Genomic DNA, 17,872 nt, shown 5'->3' with positions numbered 1-17,872 from the left:
GCCCACCAGAAGGCGGGCCGTTGATAAGCAATCAGGCGACGGATCAGTCCTGACGGCTGGTGACTTCCAGCAGGTGATAACCGAACTGGGTTTTCACTGGACCTTGCACGACGTTGATTGGCGCGCTGAAGACCACGGTGTCGAATTCCTTGACCATCTGGCCAGGACCGAACGAACCCAGATCACCGCCCTGGCGGCTGGACGGGCAGGTTGAGTTGGCTTTGGCAACTTCGGCGAAATCAGCGCCACCTTCGATCTGGGCCTTGAGTTCGTTGCACTTGTCTTCGCTGGAAACCAGGATGTGGCGGGCAGTGGCTTTAGCCATGGGGAAACTCTCCAATCTATTTCAGTAAAGTGTGGAGCCTACCGGATTCAGTGGGCGAATTCTCGGCAAAGTTCCGTTCGATTGTCCGCAGCTTTGATCAGAGATTCGCGGCGTGCAGACGTTCGGCGTGTTCAACGTACAGTTCAATCGGATCGGGCAGGGTCGTGATGGGGCTGGCCGTGCGGCGCAGGCTGCCCAGATGGTCCAGCGGATAGTCGGAGCGGATAACCTGCCCCAGATGAGAACTGAAGCGACCGACGAAACCGTCATTCTGCTGGGTCTCGGTCATGAAGTATTGCGATAGCGCATGGCAAATGTTCCGGGTCGGATCGAGTGTCGATGGACTGTCAGCCGGCAGGACGCCGCTCCATGAGTAATAACGCACACCATTGACTTGCTCCGCGCCGTGGCCGCCCCAGCTCCCGGGCAACCCTTGAGGAAACTTGTCGTTGAAATCGCCCACGCCTTCGGTAGTCAAGGCATTGAGTGCCGCCAGCGCGTTTTGCGGCAATCTTGCACTGCCACTGAGCAGCGAAAGAAAGTTGCCGAACAGGGTCGCAACATTCTGTGCGACCGCCTCGGGCAGTCGCCCGGGCACCAGTGCCTTGCGCAGAAAGTCGGCCAGCTCCGAACCGTGGTTCGGTCCGCTGACAGAAGTCACCGAGGCTACCGCGTGTGGCGCAAGCGCCGCAGCGTATCGGGCAGCCAGTGCGCCCTGGCTGTGTCCGATGAGATTGACTTTTTCGGCACCTGTGCCCCGCAATACACGATCAATCTGTGCAAGCAGTTGTTCACCTCGTATTTCGTTTTTGTGGGTGGCAGAGAGGTGCGGAACAAACACTCGGCTGCCGCCGGCTTTCAGCGCGTTCTTTACGTCATGGAACAGCTCGAAATGACCAATGCGCTCAAATCCGAACAGGCCATGTACCAACAGGACGGGATAACGAGTTGAAGCATTCCGTTGCATGTTCTTACCTTTTTCGCAGAAGTTCATCGGGGAGTACCGAGGCCACTCTAAAACACTCGTCCCGTTGACGAAGTAAGAAGAGGCTTCTCTTGGCCGTTGAATCTGGACTAGGTGCTGTACGAATTTTCAGATACTTATGAAATCCGAATCGGAAGTTGCGGCCATCTTTCGCCCGGTTGATAGCGGTTTTGTGCAGTTTGCCTACCCAGTTGGAGGCCTTTGCCGGGAACCTGCGGCGGATCGGGCTGACATCGAAAATGTGAGAGGGCGGGTTAAATGTTGGCTGTCGACGCCGTCCACCGATACGGCGTTTTTTCCAAGGAATGGAGCCACCAATGCACACGCATGAAGTCGAGTTTTGCTACCGGATGCGTCACCCCGTCAGTCCCTGTGTGGCGAACGAACTGCTGCCAGCGGCAACCCTGGATTGTCTGGAGGGGGCGGTGCTGGACCCTTCTCTTGGCAAGGTCGTTGCCCGTATTGCCCCTTATGCAAACATGACCTGTGGCGATCAGTTGCTGTTGAGTTGGGACGGTCTGGATATAGAGGGCTTTGCTTATCAGCATGAAATGGTTCGTTATGTCAGCGAAGCCCAGGTCGGCAGGGATGTCGTTTTCGTTATCAAAGGCATGCACATCGCGGCGCTGGATGGCGGCTCGCTGGAGGTCTACTGGAAGCTGCTCAGTGCGGGCGCGTCCGTCCCTGCGCTATCTGCACGGGTGCAATTGTCTGTGGGAGATACTCCGCCGCAGTTGCTTGCACCAGTTGTCGAGGGGGCGATAAGGGGAACACTGGATCCGGAGCGAGTGACGGAAGGCACGCTAATCGTTATCCAGCCTTACGCCCGAATGGCGGTGGGGGATCGGGTCAGGTTGCTGTGGGGCGCTGACGCACTGCCCGCAGCGTTCAGCGACAGCTTGAAGGTTGAAGCCTGTGCTGTCGCTGACGTGCTGTCGTTCTGGGTTGACGGGGCGCACATCGCAGCGCATCTCGGTGGCGAAGTGATGGTGAGCTATCGAGTCGAGCAGGCCGGTGGAGCAGTGCGAAAATCCGAGGTGACAAAAATCCTTGTCGCTCCGCTCCTTCGTGGTGAACTGGATGCTCCCGACGTGCTGGAAGCTGAAAATGGCGTGTTGCTGAAAGAGGATTCAGTCGATGGTGTCACCGTCGTGATCGGTAATGCCCAGACGCAGGAAGGTGAGCTGGTTTATCTCAAGTGCGACGGCGATCTTTTCAACCACCGGGATGACCGTGAGATCACTCGGGAGACGGCGGGAAAGCCGCTGATCTTTATCGTGCCACACCGGTTCTGGCGTGAGCACCATGGCACGACTGTGCGTGTGGCCTACACGGTTGAACGTCTGGACGATGTCAGTCAGGCATCGGCGGTGGCGCAGGTGCAAGTGGAGGCATAGCGGGAACGTGGCCAGCCCTCCGGATTGCACTGAATCTGGAGGGCAAGCCTGGTTGTCAGGCTTTTACCTGTGCCGCCAGGCGTTGTGCGGCGTCAAGGAGCAGGTGTTCCGTTGCGCTGAAACCGAGGCAGCCATCGGTAATCGACACCCCGTAACGCAGGGACTCGCTCAGTGGCTGGCAGCCTTCGAACAGGTGCGATTCAATCATCATGCCGATCAGTGCGCGATCACCTTGCAGGCGTTGCTCGAGCACTTCGTTGAATACGCCTGGCTGGCGCAATGGATCTTTGCCGCTGTTGGCGTGGCTGCAATCGACCATGATTCGGCCTGGAATCTTCAGTCGGTTCAGGTCAGCGTGGATTTTTGCCACGCTCTCGCGATCATGGTTCGGCCCTTTATGGCCCCCGCGCAATACCAGATGAGTGTCGGGGTTGCCTGGCGTTTGAATGATGGCCGGATGACCTTGGCTGTCGACGCCGAAATGCCGGTGCGGATGGGCTGCCGAACGCATGGCGTCAACCGCAATGGCTGCGCCGCCGTCGGTGCCGTTCTTGAAACCGACCGGCATGCTCAAACCACTGGCCATCTCTCGGTGAATCTGCGATTCAGTGGTGCGGGCGCCAATGGCCACCCAGCTCAACAGGTCATCGAAGTAGCCGGCGGCCATCGGTTGCAGCAATTCTGTGGCCACCGGCAAGCCGAGACGGATCATTTCCAGCATCAGCTCGCGTGACAGAGTCAGGCCGCCAGCCATGTCATCGCTGCCATCCAGGTGTGGGTCGTAGGCCAGACCTTTCCAGCCGACCGTGGTGCGTGGTTTTTCGACGTAGGCGCGCATCACCAAGAGCATTTCGCCGCTGACTTCTTCAGCCAGTCGAGCGAGTTTGCCCGCGTATTCGAGTGCCGATTGCGGGTCGTGGATGGAGCAGGGGCCAACGATAACCAGCAGTCGCGGATCTTGGCCATTGAGAATGGCACGAACCGCCTGGCGGTGGTTGGTGACTTGCAGGCTTAAGGCATTGCTCAGAGGCAATTGCTGTTTGAGTTGCAACGAGCTGGGCAGACGCAGGGTCAATGCTTCGTTGGCAGGGTTCAGGGTGGACAGTGGCAGAGCAGAAACGGACGAGTTCATATTCGGTCTTCCTGGGCTGGCGGCGGGTTCTTCCCGCGCACTCGGCCCTACTGGGGTGTTCGACAGTTGGCCGTATTGGCTATATGTGTGTGCTTGCCACCTGTAGGTGACCGATCGGAGGCGGCAGGCTGTCCCGAGCGGAAGCTGGTAAATCGCCAGGCGCTAAAGCTGTCGTAACGGTAATAAGTGGCGTAGTTCATTTCGTGAATCCTCAAAGTGTCTGGTGTGTTGCTGAAAAAGTGGGGGGCTGAAAAAACAAAACCCCCGGTCGGGAGGCCGACCGGGGGTTGAGAATTCTCTGGTAGGCGACCCGTTTTTATGGGCGCCGTTTGGGTATCAGGCGCGCCAGTGGCTAAACCAATACCCAAAATAAAAGCTGATCGGGGCGCAAACGTCATTCACCCGGGCAGCCGCAACCGAGCGCAGGGCGCTGGCGGTACGAAGCTGTGAGAGGGCGTTGAACATGGTCTGTCTCCGATGAATGGGCCGAGCTTACTAGAGGCTGATACGCCTCAGCAATCAGAAATTGCTATCGCCTGATCAACAAAACGCCTATTGCTAGAGTCACGCAAGAGTGGTGACACTCTGTGCTTTGCTTGATTGCCAAGGATGAAACGTGTCGACATTGACTATTGCTGCTGCCCAGACCATTTCCATCGCCGGTGATCTTCCTGCAAACATTACCCGGCATGGTCGCTTCATTGAGATCGCTGCGCAGCAAGGCGTCGAATTGCTGGTTTTTCCCGAGTTGTCGCTGACTGGCTACGAGGGAGAGGTGGCGGCAGCTTTGGCGATAGACCCGCAAGATGCCGTGCTGCAACCTCTGAGGGATTTGGCCCGAGCGCTTGGTATAACGGCCGTCGTCGGCATGCCGATTCGGCTTGAAGACGGTGCTTCGGTTTTGATCGGTGCCGTCGTCCTGGGCGCTGATGGCTCGCTCGGCGTGTACAGCAAGCAGCATTTGCACTCGGGCGAGGAGCTTGTTTTTGCCCCAGGTGTCGGCGGGTCGACGCTGAACATTGGCGGCGAAGTGATCGCATTGGCGGTGTGCGCCGATTTCTCACATGCCAGCCATGCTGCAGCGGCCGCTGATCAGGGCGCTGGCTTGTACGCGGCCGGTGTATTGATCAGCGAAAAAGGGTACGCAGCCGACACAGCAATACTTCAGGGTTATGCCCGGCAACATTCGATGGCTGTGTTGATGGCCAATCACGGCGGGCTAACCGGTGGATGGCAATCCGCAGGGCGCAGTGGCATCTGGTCTGAAGATGGTTCGTTGGTCGTTGCGGCGCCAGGGGCGGGCGATCTTCTGGTAATCGCCGAGCGCCACGAGAGTGTATGGCAGGGGCGAGTAGTTCCTGTTGTGCAAGCCTGATGACATTGCGCTTACGTCTCGCAAGTCCAGAGGATCTGGCCTTTGCCCGCGATCTCACCTGTCAGAACATGCTGCGCTACTACATTCACCATGACCTGTTATGGCAGGACGAGGCGTTTGACGTGGCGTGGTCGGGGCGGCAGAACTGGCTGATAGTGCAGGGTGATGTGCCGGCAGGTTATCTCAGCCTCAGCCGGGATATGCGCGCGTTGTACATTCGTGAACTGCAGATTGCTGAAGCGTTTCAGGGGCGGGGCCTGGGTTCCTGGGCGATTGATCAGGTTATCGAGATGGCTCGCAAAGAAAAGCGTCCGGCTTTGCGGCTGACCGTATTCGAAAATAATCCGGCGAGAAACTTGTATGAAAGAAAAGGCCTACAGGTTCAGGGCGCGGACGAGTGTTTTCTGCGAATGCAGCTTGATATCAGTACACATGTGCTCTGAAACCCACGGCCGGCAAGCCTTCAATGATGAATTGAAACTTTTTAAATGATGCTTTCCGCTAGGTCTGTGTGGCTCTTTTTGCTAAGGTGTCCGGCATCCCAATATGACCATATCGCGAGGTGTCTGCTTGATTAGGGTGCTAGTGGTCGATGACCATGATCTCGTTCGTACAGGCATTACACGTATGCTGGCCGATATCGATGGCTTGCAGGTGGTTGGCCAGGCCGAATCCGGGGAAGAGTCCCTGATCAAGGCCCGAGAGTTGAAGCCCGATGTGGTGCTGATGGACGTCAAGATGCCTGGCATCGGCGGCCTCGAAGCCACGCGCAAACTGTTGCGCAGTCATCCGGACATCAAGGTGGTCGCGGTTACGGTGTGTGAAGAGGATCCTTTCCCGACACGCTTGCTGCAGGCGGGTGCCGCGGGTTATTTGACCAAAGGCGCGGGTTTGCCGGAAATGGTCCAGGCCATTCGCCTGGTGTTCGCCGGCCAGCGCTATATCAGTCCGCAGATTGCCCAGCAATTGGCGATCAAGTCCTTTCAGCCGTCCAATGATTCGCCCTTCGACGCCTTGTCCGAGCGGGAAATTCAGATCGCCCTGATGATTGTTGGCTGTCAGAAGGTACAGATCATTTCCGACAAGTTGTGTCTGTCGCCGAAAACCGTGAACACCTATCGCTACCGTATTTTCGAGAAGCTTTCGATCAGCAGCGACGTCGAGTTGACACTGTTGGCGGTTCGTCACGGCATGGTTGATGCCAGCCTCTGACCATGACTGACACATTCGATTCCGGCGCGTTTCTGTCGACAGTCAGCGGGCGCCCGGGCGTCTATCGCATGTTCGACAGCGATGCACGCCTGTTGTACGTGGGCAAGGCCAAGAACCTGAAAAAACGCTTGGCCAGCTATTTTCGCAAAACCGGTCTGGCGCCCAAAACTGCCGCGTTGGTGGGGCGCATTGCGCAGGTCGAAACGACCATCACCGCCAACGAAACCGAGGCGCTGCTGCTTGAACAGACGCTGATCAAAGAATGGCGGCCGCCGTACAACATCCTGTTGCGCGACGATAAATCCTATCCCTACGTATTTCTGTCCGACGGCCAATTCCCGCGTCTGAGCATTCATCGCGGGGCGAAAAAAGCCAAAGGCAAGTACTTCGGCCCCTATCCGAGTGCCGGCGCCATACGTGAAAGCCTGAGTCTGCTGCAAAAGACCTTCTTCGTTCGCCAGTGTGAAGACAGCTACTACAAGAACCGCACCCGTCCCTGTCTGCAGTATCAGATCAAACGCTGCAAAGCGCCTTGCGTGGGGTTGGTTGAGCCTGAGGTTTATGCCGAAGACGTGCGTCACTCGGTCATGTTCCTTGAGGGGCGTAGTCACGCGCTGACCAACGAATTGTCGACTGCAATGGAAGAGGCGGCAATCAACCTGGAGTTCGAGCGAGCTGCCGAACTGCGTGATCAGATCGCGCTGCTGCGTCGAGTCCAGGATCAACAGAGCATGGAGGGCGGCACGGGAGATATCGATGTCATCGCGGCATTCGTCAATCCGGGCGGCGCCTGCGTGCACTTGATCAGCGTCCGTGGTGGGCGCGTGTTGGGCAGCAAGAATTTCTTTCCGCAAGTCGGTATCGAAGAGGATGTGTCGGAAGTCATGGCCGCGTTTCTCGGCCAATACTTCATCAGCAGTCCTGAGCGCGATTTACCGAGCGAGCTGATCGTCAACGTGGTGCATGAAGATTTTCCAGCTCTGATTGAAGCGATCCATGAGTTGCGTGGTCGCGAGCTGGCCATCAGTCACCGGGTGCGCGGTACGCGTGCGCGCTGGCAGCAACTGGCCGTCACCAATGCCGAGCAGGCGTTGGGCGCGCGCCTGGCCAACCGTCAACACACTGCCGCGCGGTTTGAGGCCTTGGCCGAAGTATTGAACCTGGATGAGCCGCCGCAGCGCCTGGAATGCTACGACATCAGTCATTCCAGTGGTGAGGCGACGGTCGCGTCTTGTGTGGTGTTTGGTCCGGAAGGCGCGATCAAGTCGGACTACCGGCGCTACAACATCGAAGGGGTCACGGCGGGAGACGACTATGCCGCCATGCATCAGGCCCTGACGCGTCGCTTCAGCAAACTCAAGGAAGGCGAGGGCAAGTTGCCGGACATCTTGCTAGTAGACGGTGGCAAGGGCCAGCTGTCGATGGCACGAGATGTTCTCAACGAATTGGCCGTGCCGGACCTGATCCTCCTCGGTGTTGCCAAAGGTGCTACGCGCAAGGCGGGCTTCGAAACGTTGTATCTGAATGATGCAGCGCATGAGTTCACCTTGCGTGGCGATTCGCCGGCGCTGCACCTGATTCAACAGATCCGCGATGAGGCCCACCGCTTCGCGATTACAGGACACCGCGCACGCCGCGGCAAAACCCGCCGTACGTCAACGCTGGAAGGCGTTGCCGGCGTTGGGCCGACCCGACGTCGCGACTTGTTGAAACATTTTGGTGGATTGCAGGAGCTGTCTCGTGCAAGCATCGAAGAGATCGCCAAAGCCCCGGGGATCAGTAAAAAGCTCGCAGAGTCGATTTATGCAAACCTGCATAGCGAGTAGAATGCCCCTTCACCTCGTAGCCAGTTGTGCCGATGAATATCCCTAATCTGATTACCGTTCTACGCGTCCTGCTCATCCCGATCTTCATTTTGCTGTTCTATCTGCCTTACCAGTGGAGTTACATGGCCTCCGCCTCGGTGTTTGCCTTTGCGGCAGCGACGGACTGGCTGGACGGTTATCTGGCCCGTCGTCTGGAGCAAAGCACGCCTTTCGGTGCGTTTCTCGATCCGGTCGCCGACAAACTCATGGTTGCGGTGGCACTGGTACTGCTGGTCCAGGAACACGGCAACCTCTGGCTCACTCTGCCGGCGGCTGTCATCATCGGTCGCGAGATTGTGGTATCGGCCTTGCGTGAATGGATGGCCGAACTCGGCGCCCGTGCCCACGTCGCCGTTTCCAATCTCGGCAAATGGAAAACCGCAGCGCAGATGCTCGCACTGGTGATCCTGCTGGCCAATCCTAAGGACTTCAGTTTCTGGGTTATCCTGGGTTACGCCTTGCTGATGGTCTCTGCTGGCCTGACATTGTGGTCGATGGTTCAATACCTTCGTGCCGCCTGGCCGCACCTGAAGACTGATGTTGAAAAGAAATAAAACTTTTTTGAATCAAGGGGTTGACGGAGCTTCTTAATTCTATAGAATGCGCATCACCAAGCGGGAATAGCTCAGTTGGTAGAGCACGACCTTGCCAAGGTCGGGGTCGCGAGTTCGAGTCTCGTTTCCCGCTCCAATTTGTACAGTGTTTGTTGTTGTGCTACTGACAGCAAATACTTTGAGGCCGAGTAGCAAAATGGTTATGCAGTGGATTGCAAATCCACCTACGCCGGTTCGATTCCGACCTCGGCCTCCACTATAAACAAGCTCCGTAGATCCATGATTTACGGAGCTTTTTTATTTGCACTGCGCTGCAAGATTTAGTCTTGAAAAACGGCCATTGCGAACTTGCTTCACCGGGAAGTGATGTATATATTTCCCGCACTACTGTTCAAGGCTGGATCCTGTCAGGATCGCTACCGTGCAGCAGAAGACAGCAACACCGCGCTACCGCCCGAATGGCGAAACTGGTAGACGCATGGGACTTAAAATCCCCCGCTCGTAAGGGCGTGCCGGTTCGATTCCGGCTTCGGGCACCATCTTGAATCAAGGGTTTGCGGGCGAAAGCTGATGCAAACCCTTGTTTGTTTCCGGGTCTCAATCCAGGTCGTAAGCGCGCTGAAGTTGGTGCAATCCCATCCCTTGGGCTTGCAGGCAGAGGTGTGTGGAGGCCGTTGGCTGCTATCGGCAGTTTGCAGGCGTTACGAATAAGAAGCCCGGAAGTATCCGGGCTCGTCGGGGAAAAATTCAGCGCGAATCCACTTCTTTCGAAGAGCGAGAGGAAGATCTTTCAATCCGTCTCCGAAGCCAGCTGAAGATCGCGTGCACCGGGTGTAGGAAGGCGGTAAGCACGCCTATGAGCATGATGATGAAGATGGCAACAAGCGGGATGCTTTCGTGCGAGAACATGGTGGGTTACTCCTGTAGTCACTATGTCGGAACCCGCAGCCTAGACGCATCGAGCCATGTTTTCGATGAACGTATGTTCATCCTTCGGTGCCTCATTTGTGCTAAGGCGAGGCTCTCCAGATTGGCGGGATTGAGTCCATGTGGATGTTCGGACAACGCCGCGCGGTACCTTGAATATTAAAGGCCTGCATGAGTTTTCTCATGCAGGCCTTTTTTGTGCCTTGCTTATACGCGCTGCTAGACGAATGCTTGCCCGCTAAAGCCGCGAGGCAAGCGCTGAAGGCCGGCCATGGCGGTCAGGCGCTCGATCCATTCTGCGCGCCAATTTGTTGCGCCGTGCAAGGTTTTGGCCTGACGGGCCATGCGGCGGGTGGCGTTGCGCTGATCCTTTCGTGCCTGCTTGTAGGCATCGGTATTGCGGCAACTGCGGCACTTCACGCGATTGAGTTCGCGACTTGCCGACAGTTGTTTGCCTTTGTGGCCGCAGGCCAGATGCCCGTCGACGCTGAAATGGGTAACCATGACTGTCTCCTTTGCGACATGTATAAGTTATGACAACTTACGAACTGCAACCGTTCGCCGTTTGGGCATTGGCAAAAAAACACCCGCATGCGGGCGGGTGAGGGCGTTACTTTGCAAAGGAGTGATTTCACTGTAGTCGCGCGGATGTATTGGTCATGTGAAAAACTGGAAAAAGAAACATAGCGGCCAGACACATGCGCGGTGACCCATGTGTCACCGCTAATGAGCAAATTCCTGGACCCCTGGCCGGGTCGAGGTCATCTGAACCGAGGCAGTGGCCGATCAAGGGGTTTGAGCGCCGACAGCGTATTGCGAATCAGCGGAGCATCTTTCTCGATGTCGTTCAGCCGGTCACGGATGCGCAGGGCGGTTGGATGTCCGCCTTGGTGGTCGACCCAGTCGGCGATCTCTTTGCAGGCGGCCGCGAGGCGCGCTTGCCGAGCGTCGAGCAGGGTGAGGAGGGTGGTGATGGACTCTTTTTCGGACATGGAACACCTCCGTTCTATGAAACCTGAGCTGCAGCAAAAAGCCCGCGTGTTGCGAGCCTTCTGCCGTGGGGTGCTGCTCCTTCAGCTGGTTTCAGTATAGACCCGCTTCTGATCGGCATCAGCCGGACGGCGCGCGGGTCGGTAGTGGGGAACTGGCTGCGTTGAGACGCCTGCATTCGCGCTGCGCGTCCTGCTCTGCGTCGAAGCCGTCGCCGATAAAACCGCCGGTGCGAGTGTCGCAGATGCGGAACCAGCCAGTGGCTTCGGCGGGATCATGTTGACTGTCTCCGGCGCGTCGACCGTGAATGATGATCTTGTTGCAACGCTTCACGACGAAAATGTCTTCCATGGCGTCACCGCAGCTGATTCGTGTCAGATCAACTATAGAAGCCCTTGGCAATCGTGCAAAAAATAGACAGCTCAGCTCGTCGGTTGCCAGCGCCAGCCTTCGCGGTGCCAAGTCAAATGATGGCTTGGGTTTAACGCCTCTAGAAACGCCTGATCGTGGGACACCGTGATAATCGCTCCGGGAAATGTCCGCAAGGCTTGTTCGAAGGCCTGCACCGACGCCAGGTCCAAATGATTGGTGGGCTCATCCAGCAGCAGTAGTTGTGCGGGTGTCTGGCGCCACAGCGCCAGCGCGAGCGCGGCTTTCAAGCGTTCACCTCCACTGAGTGAGGCGCAAGGTCGGGTGACACGCTGCGCATCCAGTTGCAGCTGAGCGAGGTAACTGCGCAGCGTCCCTTCGCTCAAAGGCGTCTGCTGTGTCAGCAATTGATCGACAATAGATGCATCGGGATCCAGCAGTTTCAGCTGTTGATCGAGAAAGGCAAAAGGCACATGGGTGATGCACTCGCCACTCACGGGTGCCCACTCGCCAGCCAGCAATCTCAACAGCGTTGATTTGCCGCAACCGTTAGGACCGCTGACAGCAATGCGCATCGGCCCTTGAATGGCGAGGTCAAGCCGAGAGCTGGGCGCGTCTGCCGACAACCATGGCAAACAGGCGTCGACGAGTGTGCACACCCGGCGATTATCTGGAACCACGCTGCCCGGCAAATTGATCAGCACACCGTCGTCCAGCGGGACCTTGGCGTAAGCCTCACGAACGCGTTCATCCAGTTCGGATTTGCGTACCTGATGGCCAACCTTTGTTTGCCCAGTGATGTCCCGCGCGGCCGCTTTCATCGCCGCCCGTTCGAAGGCAGAAACGTTGGCAGTTTGCGCATTGCGCCGGCTGCCAGCCGCGTGGCGCTGAATCGTATCGTGCTCGCGTTGCAGTCGCGTGCGTTCGCGCTGACGCTCGGTACGGGCCTGATCGAGTTGTGCCTGCGCGGCTTGTTGATGTATCCGGCGCTGCTCGGTGAAGGCCGAAAATCTTCCGCTGAAAACAGTTGCCCCCAGCGGTGTAAGTTCGACGATTCGCTGCATGTGCTCCAGTAGTTGTCGGTCATGGCTGACGACAATCAGTCCGCCCTGCCAGCGATCAAGTGCGCTCATCAGCCACTGTCGACCGGCAGTGTCGAGGTGATTGGTGGGTTCGTCGAGGACGAGCAATTGCGCCTGACTCAGCAACGCGCCGATCAAGGCAATTCTGGCTTGCTGGCCACCGCTGAGGTTTTCGGTCAGGTCCGTCGCGGTGATATCGCTCATCCCGGTCTCATCAAGCATTTCACGCAAGCGTTCGCTCAGGTCCCAACGTTCGCCGATGAGATCGAAATCTTCGCTTGTGGCACAACCGAGTTGCAGTCGCTCCAGTGCGCGGAGCACCGTGGCTGTTCCTGTCGCGTCAGCTACGGTTTGTCCATGTGTGGTGACCAAGGTTTGCGCGACATAGTGCGCGGACGCTGAACGTGCCACGCTGCCGAAATCAGGCTGCAAATGCCCGGCAATCAAACGTGCGAGCACACTCTTGCCGACACCATTGCGCCCGACGATAGCGGTCGGTTGACCATCGAAGTTCAGGTTCAGGGCTTCGAAAAGCGTTGCGCCATTGGCGAACTGAAAGCCCAGTTGATTCAGGGAAACGAGTGCGGCTGTACGCGAGACGTGAGTCATCGGCACCTCCAAAAAATGTCGTGAACACTGACAAGCGCCGAGAGCGGCCTGTCGCGATTACATTTTTAGAAGGCTGGATTGTTCACTTCTGCGGTCGTCCGGGGAGGAGGAGAAGGTCGCTAGCCTAGATGACGTTTTGCCGTGGATCAAGGGGCTTCGGTCATCTCGCTCATTTGTTCGAGAAACATCGCCAATGCCACTTCCTCGGCACGCAGGCCCTTGCGCACACGCGGCCGGGGCAGTTCAGCGAGGGCGCCGAGCATGAATTTCTCCACCACAGCGGGGTGGATGTAGCACTTGCGGCACACCGCCGGCGTGTTGCCCAATTGCTTGGCGACGCCTTTGACCATCTCCACCACATGCCGCTTGGCCTCCGTCTCGGATTCCCATTGCAACTCGCGCAACACCGCCAGCGCCAAGGCACTGCCCGCCCAAGTGCGGTAATCCTTGGCGGTGAAATCGGCGCCGGTCAGGGTTTGCAGGTAGGCGTTGACGTCGGAAGAGCTGACGGTATGTCGTTCGCCGTTTTCATCCAGGTACTGAAACAGGTTCTGCCCGGGAATCTCCAGGCAACGTTTGATGATGCGGGCCAGGCGTCGATCCTTGACGGTGATCTGGTGTTCGATGCCGCTTTTGCCGCGAAACTGGAACAGGATCGCGCTGCCGTTGACCTCGACATGTCGGCTGCGCAGGGTGGTCAGGCCGTAGGAACGATTGTCGCGGGCGTATTGCGTGTTGCCGACGCGAATCAGTGTGGCGTCGAGCAGCGTGATCACCGTGGCCATGACCTTGTCACGACTGAAACCGGGTGCGTCCAACAGTGCCTCCAGTTGTTTGCGCAATTTTGGCAACGCCAGACCAAACTCGCGCAGGCGTGAATACTTGTCGGCATCGCGCACTTCGCGCCAGCGAGCGTGATAACGATATTGCTTGCGGCCACGGGCATCACGGCCGGTGGCTTGCAGGTGGCCACGCGGGTCCGCGCAGATCCACACGTCGGTGTAGGCGGGCGGCACGGCGAGGGCATTGATGCGTTTGATTTCGTCGGTGTCGGTTATGCGCTGACCTGACGGTTCGAAGTAGCTGAACTTGCCGCGCAGCTTCTTGCGGGTGATACCGGGCTGGGTGTCATCGACGTAATGCAGATCGGAGGGCAGTTCGGCAATCAGCTCGGTGTCGGGCATGGCGGTTTCCTTCAATGGCGCGGCGGTCTGTAAAACGATTGACCGCGCGCCGTTGCCGTCGTGCCGAATGATTCAGGCGAGAACCGCGACCGCTTTGATCTGCGCCCACAATGACTGGCCCGGATGTACGCCCAACTGATCTCTGGAGTAGCGCGTGATGCGCGCGAGCAGCGGGGTGCCGCCGGCATCGAGACGAATCAGCACGTGAGCGGCGTTGTCTGCCGATTGTTCGCTGACCACCGTTACCGGCAGTCGATTGAGAATGCTGCTGACCTCGCTGTTGTGCAGGGTCAGGCTGATATCGCGAGCGTGTACCTTGCAGCGCAGGGCCTGACCCACTGCCATCGGCGCGTGCGTGACACGGATGCTCATGTCGGTGGCCGGCAATTGCAGACTCAGCAATTGATACTCCGCATCGTAAGCACTGACCTGGCCTTCAATAATTACACCCGCGTCATCGCCCATCGCCATCGGCAGGTCCAGACGCGCAAGGGTTTCGCCGATCGGGCCGCTGGCCAGCGCCTTGCCTTCGCTGAGCAAGACCAGATGATCGGCCAGCCGTGCGACTTCATCCTGGGCATGACTGACGTACAGCAGCGGAATATCCAGCTCGTCATGCAGGCGTTGCAGGTAAGGCAGGATTTCACTTTTGCGCTGACTGTCGAGCGCCGCCAATGGCTCGTCCATCAATAGCAGCTTCGGGCTGGTCAGCAACGCGCGGGCGATACCGACTCGCTGGCGTTCGCCCCCCGACAAATGCTGCGGATGGCGTTCGAGCAGATGACCGATGCCCAGGAGCTCGGTGGCTTGCGCCATGTCAACCCGACGCTGGGATCTGGCGATACGCTTGAGGCCGAACTGCAGATTGGCCAGCACCGACAGGTGGGGGAACAGGCTGGCTTCTTGAAACACATAGCCGAGCGCACGTTTGTGCGGCGGGACGAAAATGCCGTTGGCGCTGTCCTGCCAGATTTCGTCGTTGATCCGGATAAAACTTTGTTCGGCGCGCTCAAGCCCGGCGATACAGCGCAGGCAGGTGGTTTTACCCGAGCCGGAATGCCCATAAAGCGCGGTCACGCCACGCCCCGGCAAGTTCAGGTCGACGTCGAGGCTGAAGCCCGAGTAGGCAATGTTAAGACGTACATCAATCATCACTCAGCTCCAGCCTGCGCGGGTTTTGCGACTGGAGTACAGCGCCAGCAACACCAGAAACGAGAACACCAGCATCGCCCCGGCCAGCCAGTGCGCCTGTGCGTATTCCATCGCTTCGACGTGGTCGTAGATTTGTACGGAAACCACGCGGGTCTTGTCGGGAATGTTGCCGCCAATCATCAGCACCACGCCGAATTCGCCGACGGTATGGGCGAAGCCAAGAATAGCTGCGGTGATAAAACCGGGGCGCGCGAGCGGCACAATCACGCTGAAAAAAGTGTCCCACGGGTTGGCTCGCAGGGTAGCGGCGACTTCCAGTGGGCGGGTGCCGATCGCCGAGAACGCGTTTTGCAACGGTTGCACCACGAACGGCATGGAATAGATCACCGAACCGATCACCAGGCCTGTGAAGCTGAAAGTCAGGGTGCCCAGACCCAGCCATTGGGTGAATTGGCCGAGAAACCCGTGCGGGCCCATCATCAGCAACAGATAGAAACCGATGACGGTCGGTGGCAACACAAGGGGCAGGGCGACGATGGCGCCGATCGGGCCGCGCAACCACGAACGGGTGCGCGACAGCCACAGGGCAATCGGAGTGCCGACAACCAGCAGGATCGCGGTGGTCAGGGACGCCAGTTTCAGGGTCAGCCAGATCGCCGCGAAATCGGCACTCGTCAGCGACATTTACAGCTGGTATCCGTAAGACTTGATTACCGCAGCGGCTTTCGGGCCTTTAAGGTATTCAACCAAGGCTTTGGCAGCGGCGTTGTCTTTGCCTTTATTGAGGATCACGGCGTCTTGCTTGATCGGGTCGTGCATGCTCGCAGGGACGATCCATGCCGAACCGCTGCTGACTTTGCCGTCCTTGAAAATTTGCGACAGGGCGACAAAACCCAACTCGGCGTTGCCGGTCGAAACGAATTGGTAGGCCTGAGTAATGTTCTGGCCTTCAACGATCTTGGCTTTGGTGGTTTCGGTCAGTTTGAGTTTTTCCAGCACTTGTGTGGCTGCCAGGCCGTAGGGAGCCGCTTTCGGGTTGGCGATGGACAGGTGCTGGTACTCGTTGTTTTTCAGCACCTCGCCCTTTGCATCGACATAACCTTCTTTCGCCGACCACAGCGCCAGAGTGCCGATGGCGTAAGTGAAGCGCGAACCTTTGACGGTGTCGCCTTCTTTTTCGAGTTTTTCCGGGGTGGTGTCGTCAGCGGAGAGGAACACTTCGAACGGCGCGCCGTTCTTGATCTGGGTGTAGAACTGGCCAGTGGCGCCATAGGCAGCCACCAATTTGTGCCCGGTGTCTTTCTCAAAATCGGCGGCGATGGCCTGGATCGGAGCGGTGAAGTTGGCTGCAACCGCCACCTGCACCTCATCAGCCTGAGCAGCGCCAATGGCGAAGACGGCGAGTAAAGAGGCCAGGCAGGTAGGGGCAAAACGTGGGGCACGAATGGTCATGTAACAGCTCCGTGTTGGCGAGTGCAGAGGGCGCTTTTGTTGGACGTGGACTGCGCCGATGCGAGGGGGTGAATTCGCTATATAGCGAAATATATAGCGAAATGCCGCCAAACGGGAAGCGTTGCTTAAAAGCAGAGTGAGGATGCTTGAATCCTCACTCTGTTTAGCGTCACTGGCGAGTGAGTTTTGCCAATGCACCTTCGGCCAATTGCCGGGTCAGCTCAGCGCTGCCGATGTCTTTACCGAGAGTGAATGCCTGACCGGCCCAGAGGTTGGCAAACTCTGTTTCGTTGATCGCTCGCAGTGGCATCAGTGCACCACCGGCCAAGGGAAATGCCGGTGCCTTCGACGACATCGGACCCAGCTCGCGCATGACGCGGTTGAGAATACCCCGCGCTGGTCGCCCGGTGAAAATATTGGTGATCGCTGTTTCGCTCTCTTTGGCGGTGCGCAGTGCTTTGTGGTGAGCGGCGCTGACTTTCGCTTCCGGCGTGAACAGATAGGCTGTGCCGACCTGCACTGCTGAAGCGCCCAACAAGAATGCCGCTGCCACACCGCGAGCATCGGCGATGGCCCCGGCAGCAATCACCGGCACTTTCACCGCATCGACCACCTGAGGCACCAGGGCAAAGGTGCCGACCTGACTGCTCAGATCATCGCTGAGAAACATGCCGCGATGGCCGCCGGCCTCGTAGCCCATGGCGATGATCGCGTCGCAACCGTTCTGCTCCAGCCAGATCGCTTCATCGACAGTGGTGGCCGAGGACAGAATTTTCGCCCCGGTTGCCTTGACCCGATCCAGCAGGGATTTCTCTGGCAGACCGAAGTGGAAACTCACGACCTCAGGTCGAAATTCTTCCAGCACTGCGCAGGCTGCCGCATCGAACGGTGCTCGGTTCGACACCGGCGTCGGTGCGTCGAAATCGGCGCCCAGTTCGCGGTAGTACGGTTCCAGCAAATGCTTCCATTCACGCGCGCGCTGCTCATCGGCCGGCGGTGGCTGATGGCAGAAGAAGTTGACGTTGAAGGGCCTGTCGGTGTGTTGGCGAATGGTCTTCAGCTCTTCGCGCAATTGCTCGATGCTCAGCATCGCCGCCGGCATCGAACCCAGGCCACCGGCATTGCACACCGCGATGACCATGGACGAATTCGTCGCGCCGGCCATCGGGCCCTGGATGATCGGCAGTTCAATGCCGAGCAGGTCAAGAAGGCGCGTGTCTGGCCATTGGCTCATGAAGGCTGTACTCCAAACTATGAAAGGC

18 protein-coding genes and 3 tRNA genes are annotated in these 17,872 nt (G+C 58.1%); 9 read left to right on the top strand and 12 right to left on the bottom strand.

The features are described from left to right. Nucleotides 1–43: 43 nt before the first annotated feature. Nucleotides 44–325, bottom strand: a complete 282-nt coding sequence (locus tag ACM6IN_RS00805; protein ID WP_007912303.1) for a peptidylprolyl isomerase — start codon at nt 323–325, stop codon at nt 44–46. Nucleotides 326–422: 97 nt separating this feature from the next. Beyond that, nucleotides 423–1,292, bottom strand: a complete 870-nt coding sequence (locus tag ACM6IN_RS00800) for a lipase family alpha/beta hydrolase (protein ID WP_095113419.1) — start codon at nt 1,290–1,292, stop codon at nt 423–425. 335 nt (nt 1,293–1,627) lie between these two features. Here ACM6IN_RS00800 and ACM6IN_RS00795 point away from each other — a divergent pair, with 335 nt between their 5' ends. Next, nucleotides 1,628–2,707 (top strand): hypothetical protein, encoded by a 1,080-nt coding sequence (locus ACM6IN_RS00795; protein ID WP_414915195.1) that lies wholly within the window; start codon nt 1,628–1,630, stop codon nt 2,705–2,707. Between the two features lie 55 nt (nt 2,708–2,762). Here ACM6IN_RS00795 and ACM6IN_RS00790 read toward each other — a convergent pair whose 3' ends face one another. Further along, entirely contained in the window at nt 2,763–3,839 is a 1,077-nt protein-coding gene (locus ACM6IN_RS00790; RefSeq protein ID WP_007912298.1) for a 3-deoxy-7-phosphoheptulonate synthase, read from the bottom strand. A 616-nt stretch (nt 3,840–4,455) separates the two neighbouring features. Between ACM6IN_RS00790 and ACM6IN_RS00785 the strand changes: the two genes are divergently transcribed. From ACM6IN_RS00785 to ACM6IN_RS00750, 8 genes are all read left to right on the top strand, one after another. Beyond that, nucleotides 4,456–5,214, top strand: coding sequence for a carbon-nitrogen hydrolase family protein (locus ACM6IN_RS00785; RefSeq protein ID WP_414915194.1), 759 nt, complete (start codon nt 4,456–4,458; stop codon nt 5,212–5,214). Continuing rightward, a complete protein-coding gene (locus ACM6IN_RS00780) occupies nt 5,214–5,657 on the top strand; it encodes a GNAT family N-acetyltransferase (RefSeq protein WP_007912292.1) in 444 nt (147 codons plus the stop codon). The genes ACM6IN_RS00785 and ACM6IN_RS00780 overlap by 1 nt, the downstream gene beginning before the upstream one ends. 127 nt (nt 5,658–5,784) lie before the next feature. Beyond that, nucleotides 5,785–6,426: a UvrY/SirA/GacA family response regulator transcription factor gene (gene uvrY, locus ACM6IN_RS00775; protein ID WP_016984198.1), complete on the top strand. Its 642-nt coding sequence runs from the start codon at nt 5,785–5,787 to the stop codon at nt 6,424–6,426. 2 nt (nt 6,427–6,428) lie between these two features. Beyond that, nucleotides 6,429–8,252 (top strand): excinuclease ABC subunit UvrC, encoded by a 1,824-nt coding sequence (gene uvrC / locus ACM6IN_RS00770; protein ID WP_414915193.1) that lies wholly within the window; start codon nt 6,429–6,431, stop codon nt 8,250–8,252. 32 nt (nt 8,253–8,284) lie between these two features. Next, nucleotides 8,285–8,845, top strand: a complete 561-nt coding sequence (gene pgsA, locus ACM6IN_RS00765) for a CDP-diacylglycerol--glycerol-3-phosphate 3-phosphatidyltransferase (protein WP_007950102.1) — start codon at nt 8,285–8,287, stop codon at nt 8,843–8,845. Nucleotides 8,846–8,905: 60 nt separating this feature from the next. Further along, nucleotides 8,906–8,981, top strand: a tRNA-Gly gene (locus ACM6IN_RS00760). A 46-nt stretch (nt 8,982–9,027) separates the two neighbouring features. Further along, nucleotides 9,028–9,101: transfer RNA gene (locus ACM6IN_RS00755), tRNA-Cys, on the top strand. A 196-nt stretch (nt 9,102–9,297) separates the two neighbouring features. Further along, nucleotides 9,298–9,384 (top strand) — tRNA-Leu (locus ACM6IN_RS00750). A 607-nt stretch (nt 9,385–9,991) separates the two neighbouring features. On the opposite strand, the gene ACM6IN_RS00745 is transcribed toward ACM6IN_RS00750, so the two are convergent. From ACM6IN_RS00745 to ACM6IN_RS00705, 9 genes are all read right to left on the bottom strand, one after another. Next, nucleotides 9,992–10,276 carry a hypothetical protein gene (locus tag ACM6IN_RS00745; protein ID WP_414894905.1) on the bottom strand — a complete coding sequence of 95 codons (285 nt, stop codon included), beginning with the start codon at nt 10,274–10,276 and terminating at the stop codon, nt 9,992–9,994. A gap of 257 nt (nt 10,277–10,533) precedes the next feature. Beyond that, a complete protein-coding gene (locus ACM6IN_RS00740; RefSeq protein ID WP_007912278.1) occupies nt 10,534–10,764 on the bottom strand; it encodes a hypothetical protein in 231 nt (76 codons plus the stop codon). Between the two features lie 118 nt (nt 10,765–10,882). After that, nucleotides 10,883–11,113 (bottom strand): hypothetical protein, encoded by a 231-nt coding sequence (locus ACM6IN_RS00735; protein ID WP_414915192.1) that lies wholly within the window; start codon nt 11,111–11,113, stop codon nt 10,883–10,885. A gap of 71 nt (nt 11,114–11,184) precedes the next feature. Then, entirely contained in the window at nt 11,185–12,822 is a 1,638-nt protein-coding gene (locus ACM6IN_RS00730) for an ATP-binding cassette domain-containing protein (protein ID WP_414915191.1), read from the bottom strand. 146 nt (nt 12,823–12,968) lie between these two features. After that, nucleotides 12,969–14,006, bottom strand: a complete 1,038-nt coding sequence (locus ACM6IN_RS00725) for a DNA topoisomerase IB (RefSeq protein ID WP_123375104.1) — start codon at nt 14,004–14,006, stop codon at nt 12,969–12,971. Nucleotides 14,007–14,078: 72 nt separating this feature from the next. After that, a complete protein-coding gene (gene modC / locus ACM6IN_RS00720; protein ID WP_095113352.1) occupies nt 14,079–15,158 on the bottom strand; it encodes a molybdenum ABC transporter ATP-binding protein in 1,080 nt (359 codons plus the stop codon). A gap of 3 nt (nt 15,159–15,161) precedes the next feature. Continuing rightward, on the bottom strand, nt 15,162–15,842 hold the full coding sequence (gene modB / locus ACM6IN_RS00715) for a molybdate ABC transporter permease subunit (RefSeq protein WP_007912267.1): 681 nt from the start codon (nt 15,840–15,842) through the stop codon (nt 15,162–15,164). After that, nucleotides 15,843–16,610, bottom strand: a complete 768-nt coding sequence (modA, locus tag ACM6IN_RS00710) for a molybdate ABC transporter substrate-binding protein (RefSeq protein WP_007912266.1) — start codon at nt 16,608–16,610, stop codon at nt 15,843–15,845. Nucleotides 16,611–16,779: 169 nt separating this feature from the next. Further along, nucleotides 16,780–17,844, bottom strand: coding sequence for an NAD(P)H-dependent flavin oxidoreductase (locus tag ACM6IN_RS00705; protein ID WP_414915190.1), 1,065 nt, complete (start codon nt 17,842–17,844; stop codon nt 16,780–16,782). Between the last annotated feature and the right edge of the window lie 28 nt (nt 17,845–17,872).

The organism is Pseudomonas sp. IT-P395 (assembly GCF_949767675.1).
In the GTDB taxonomy this organism is placed as follows: Bacteria; Pseudomonadota; Gammaproteobacteria; order Pseudomonadales; family Pseudomonadaceae; genus Aquipseudomonas.
The sequence above is the reverse complement of the archived record's forward strand: the minus strand, read 5'-3'. Positions and strand labels throughout refer to the sequence as shown.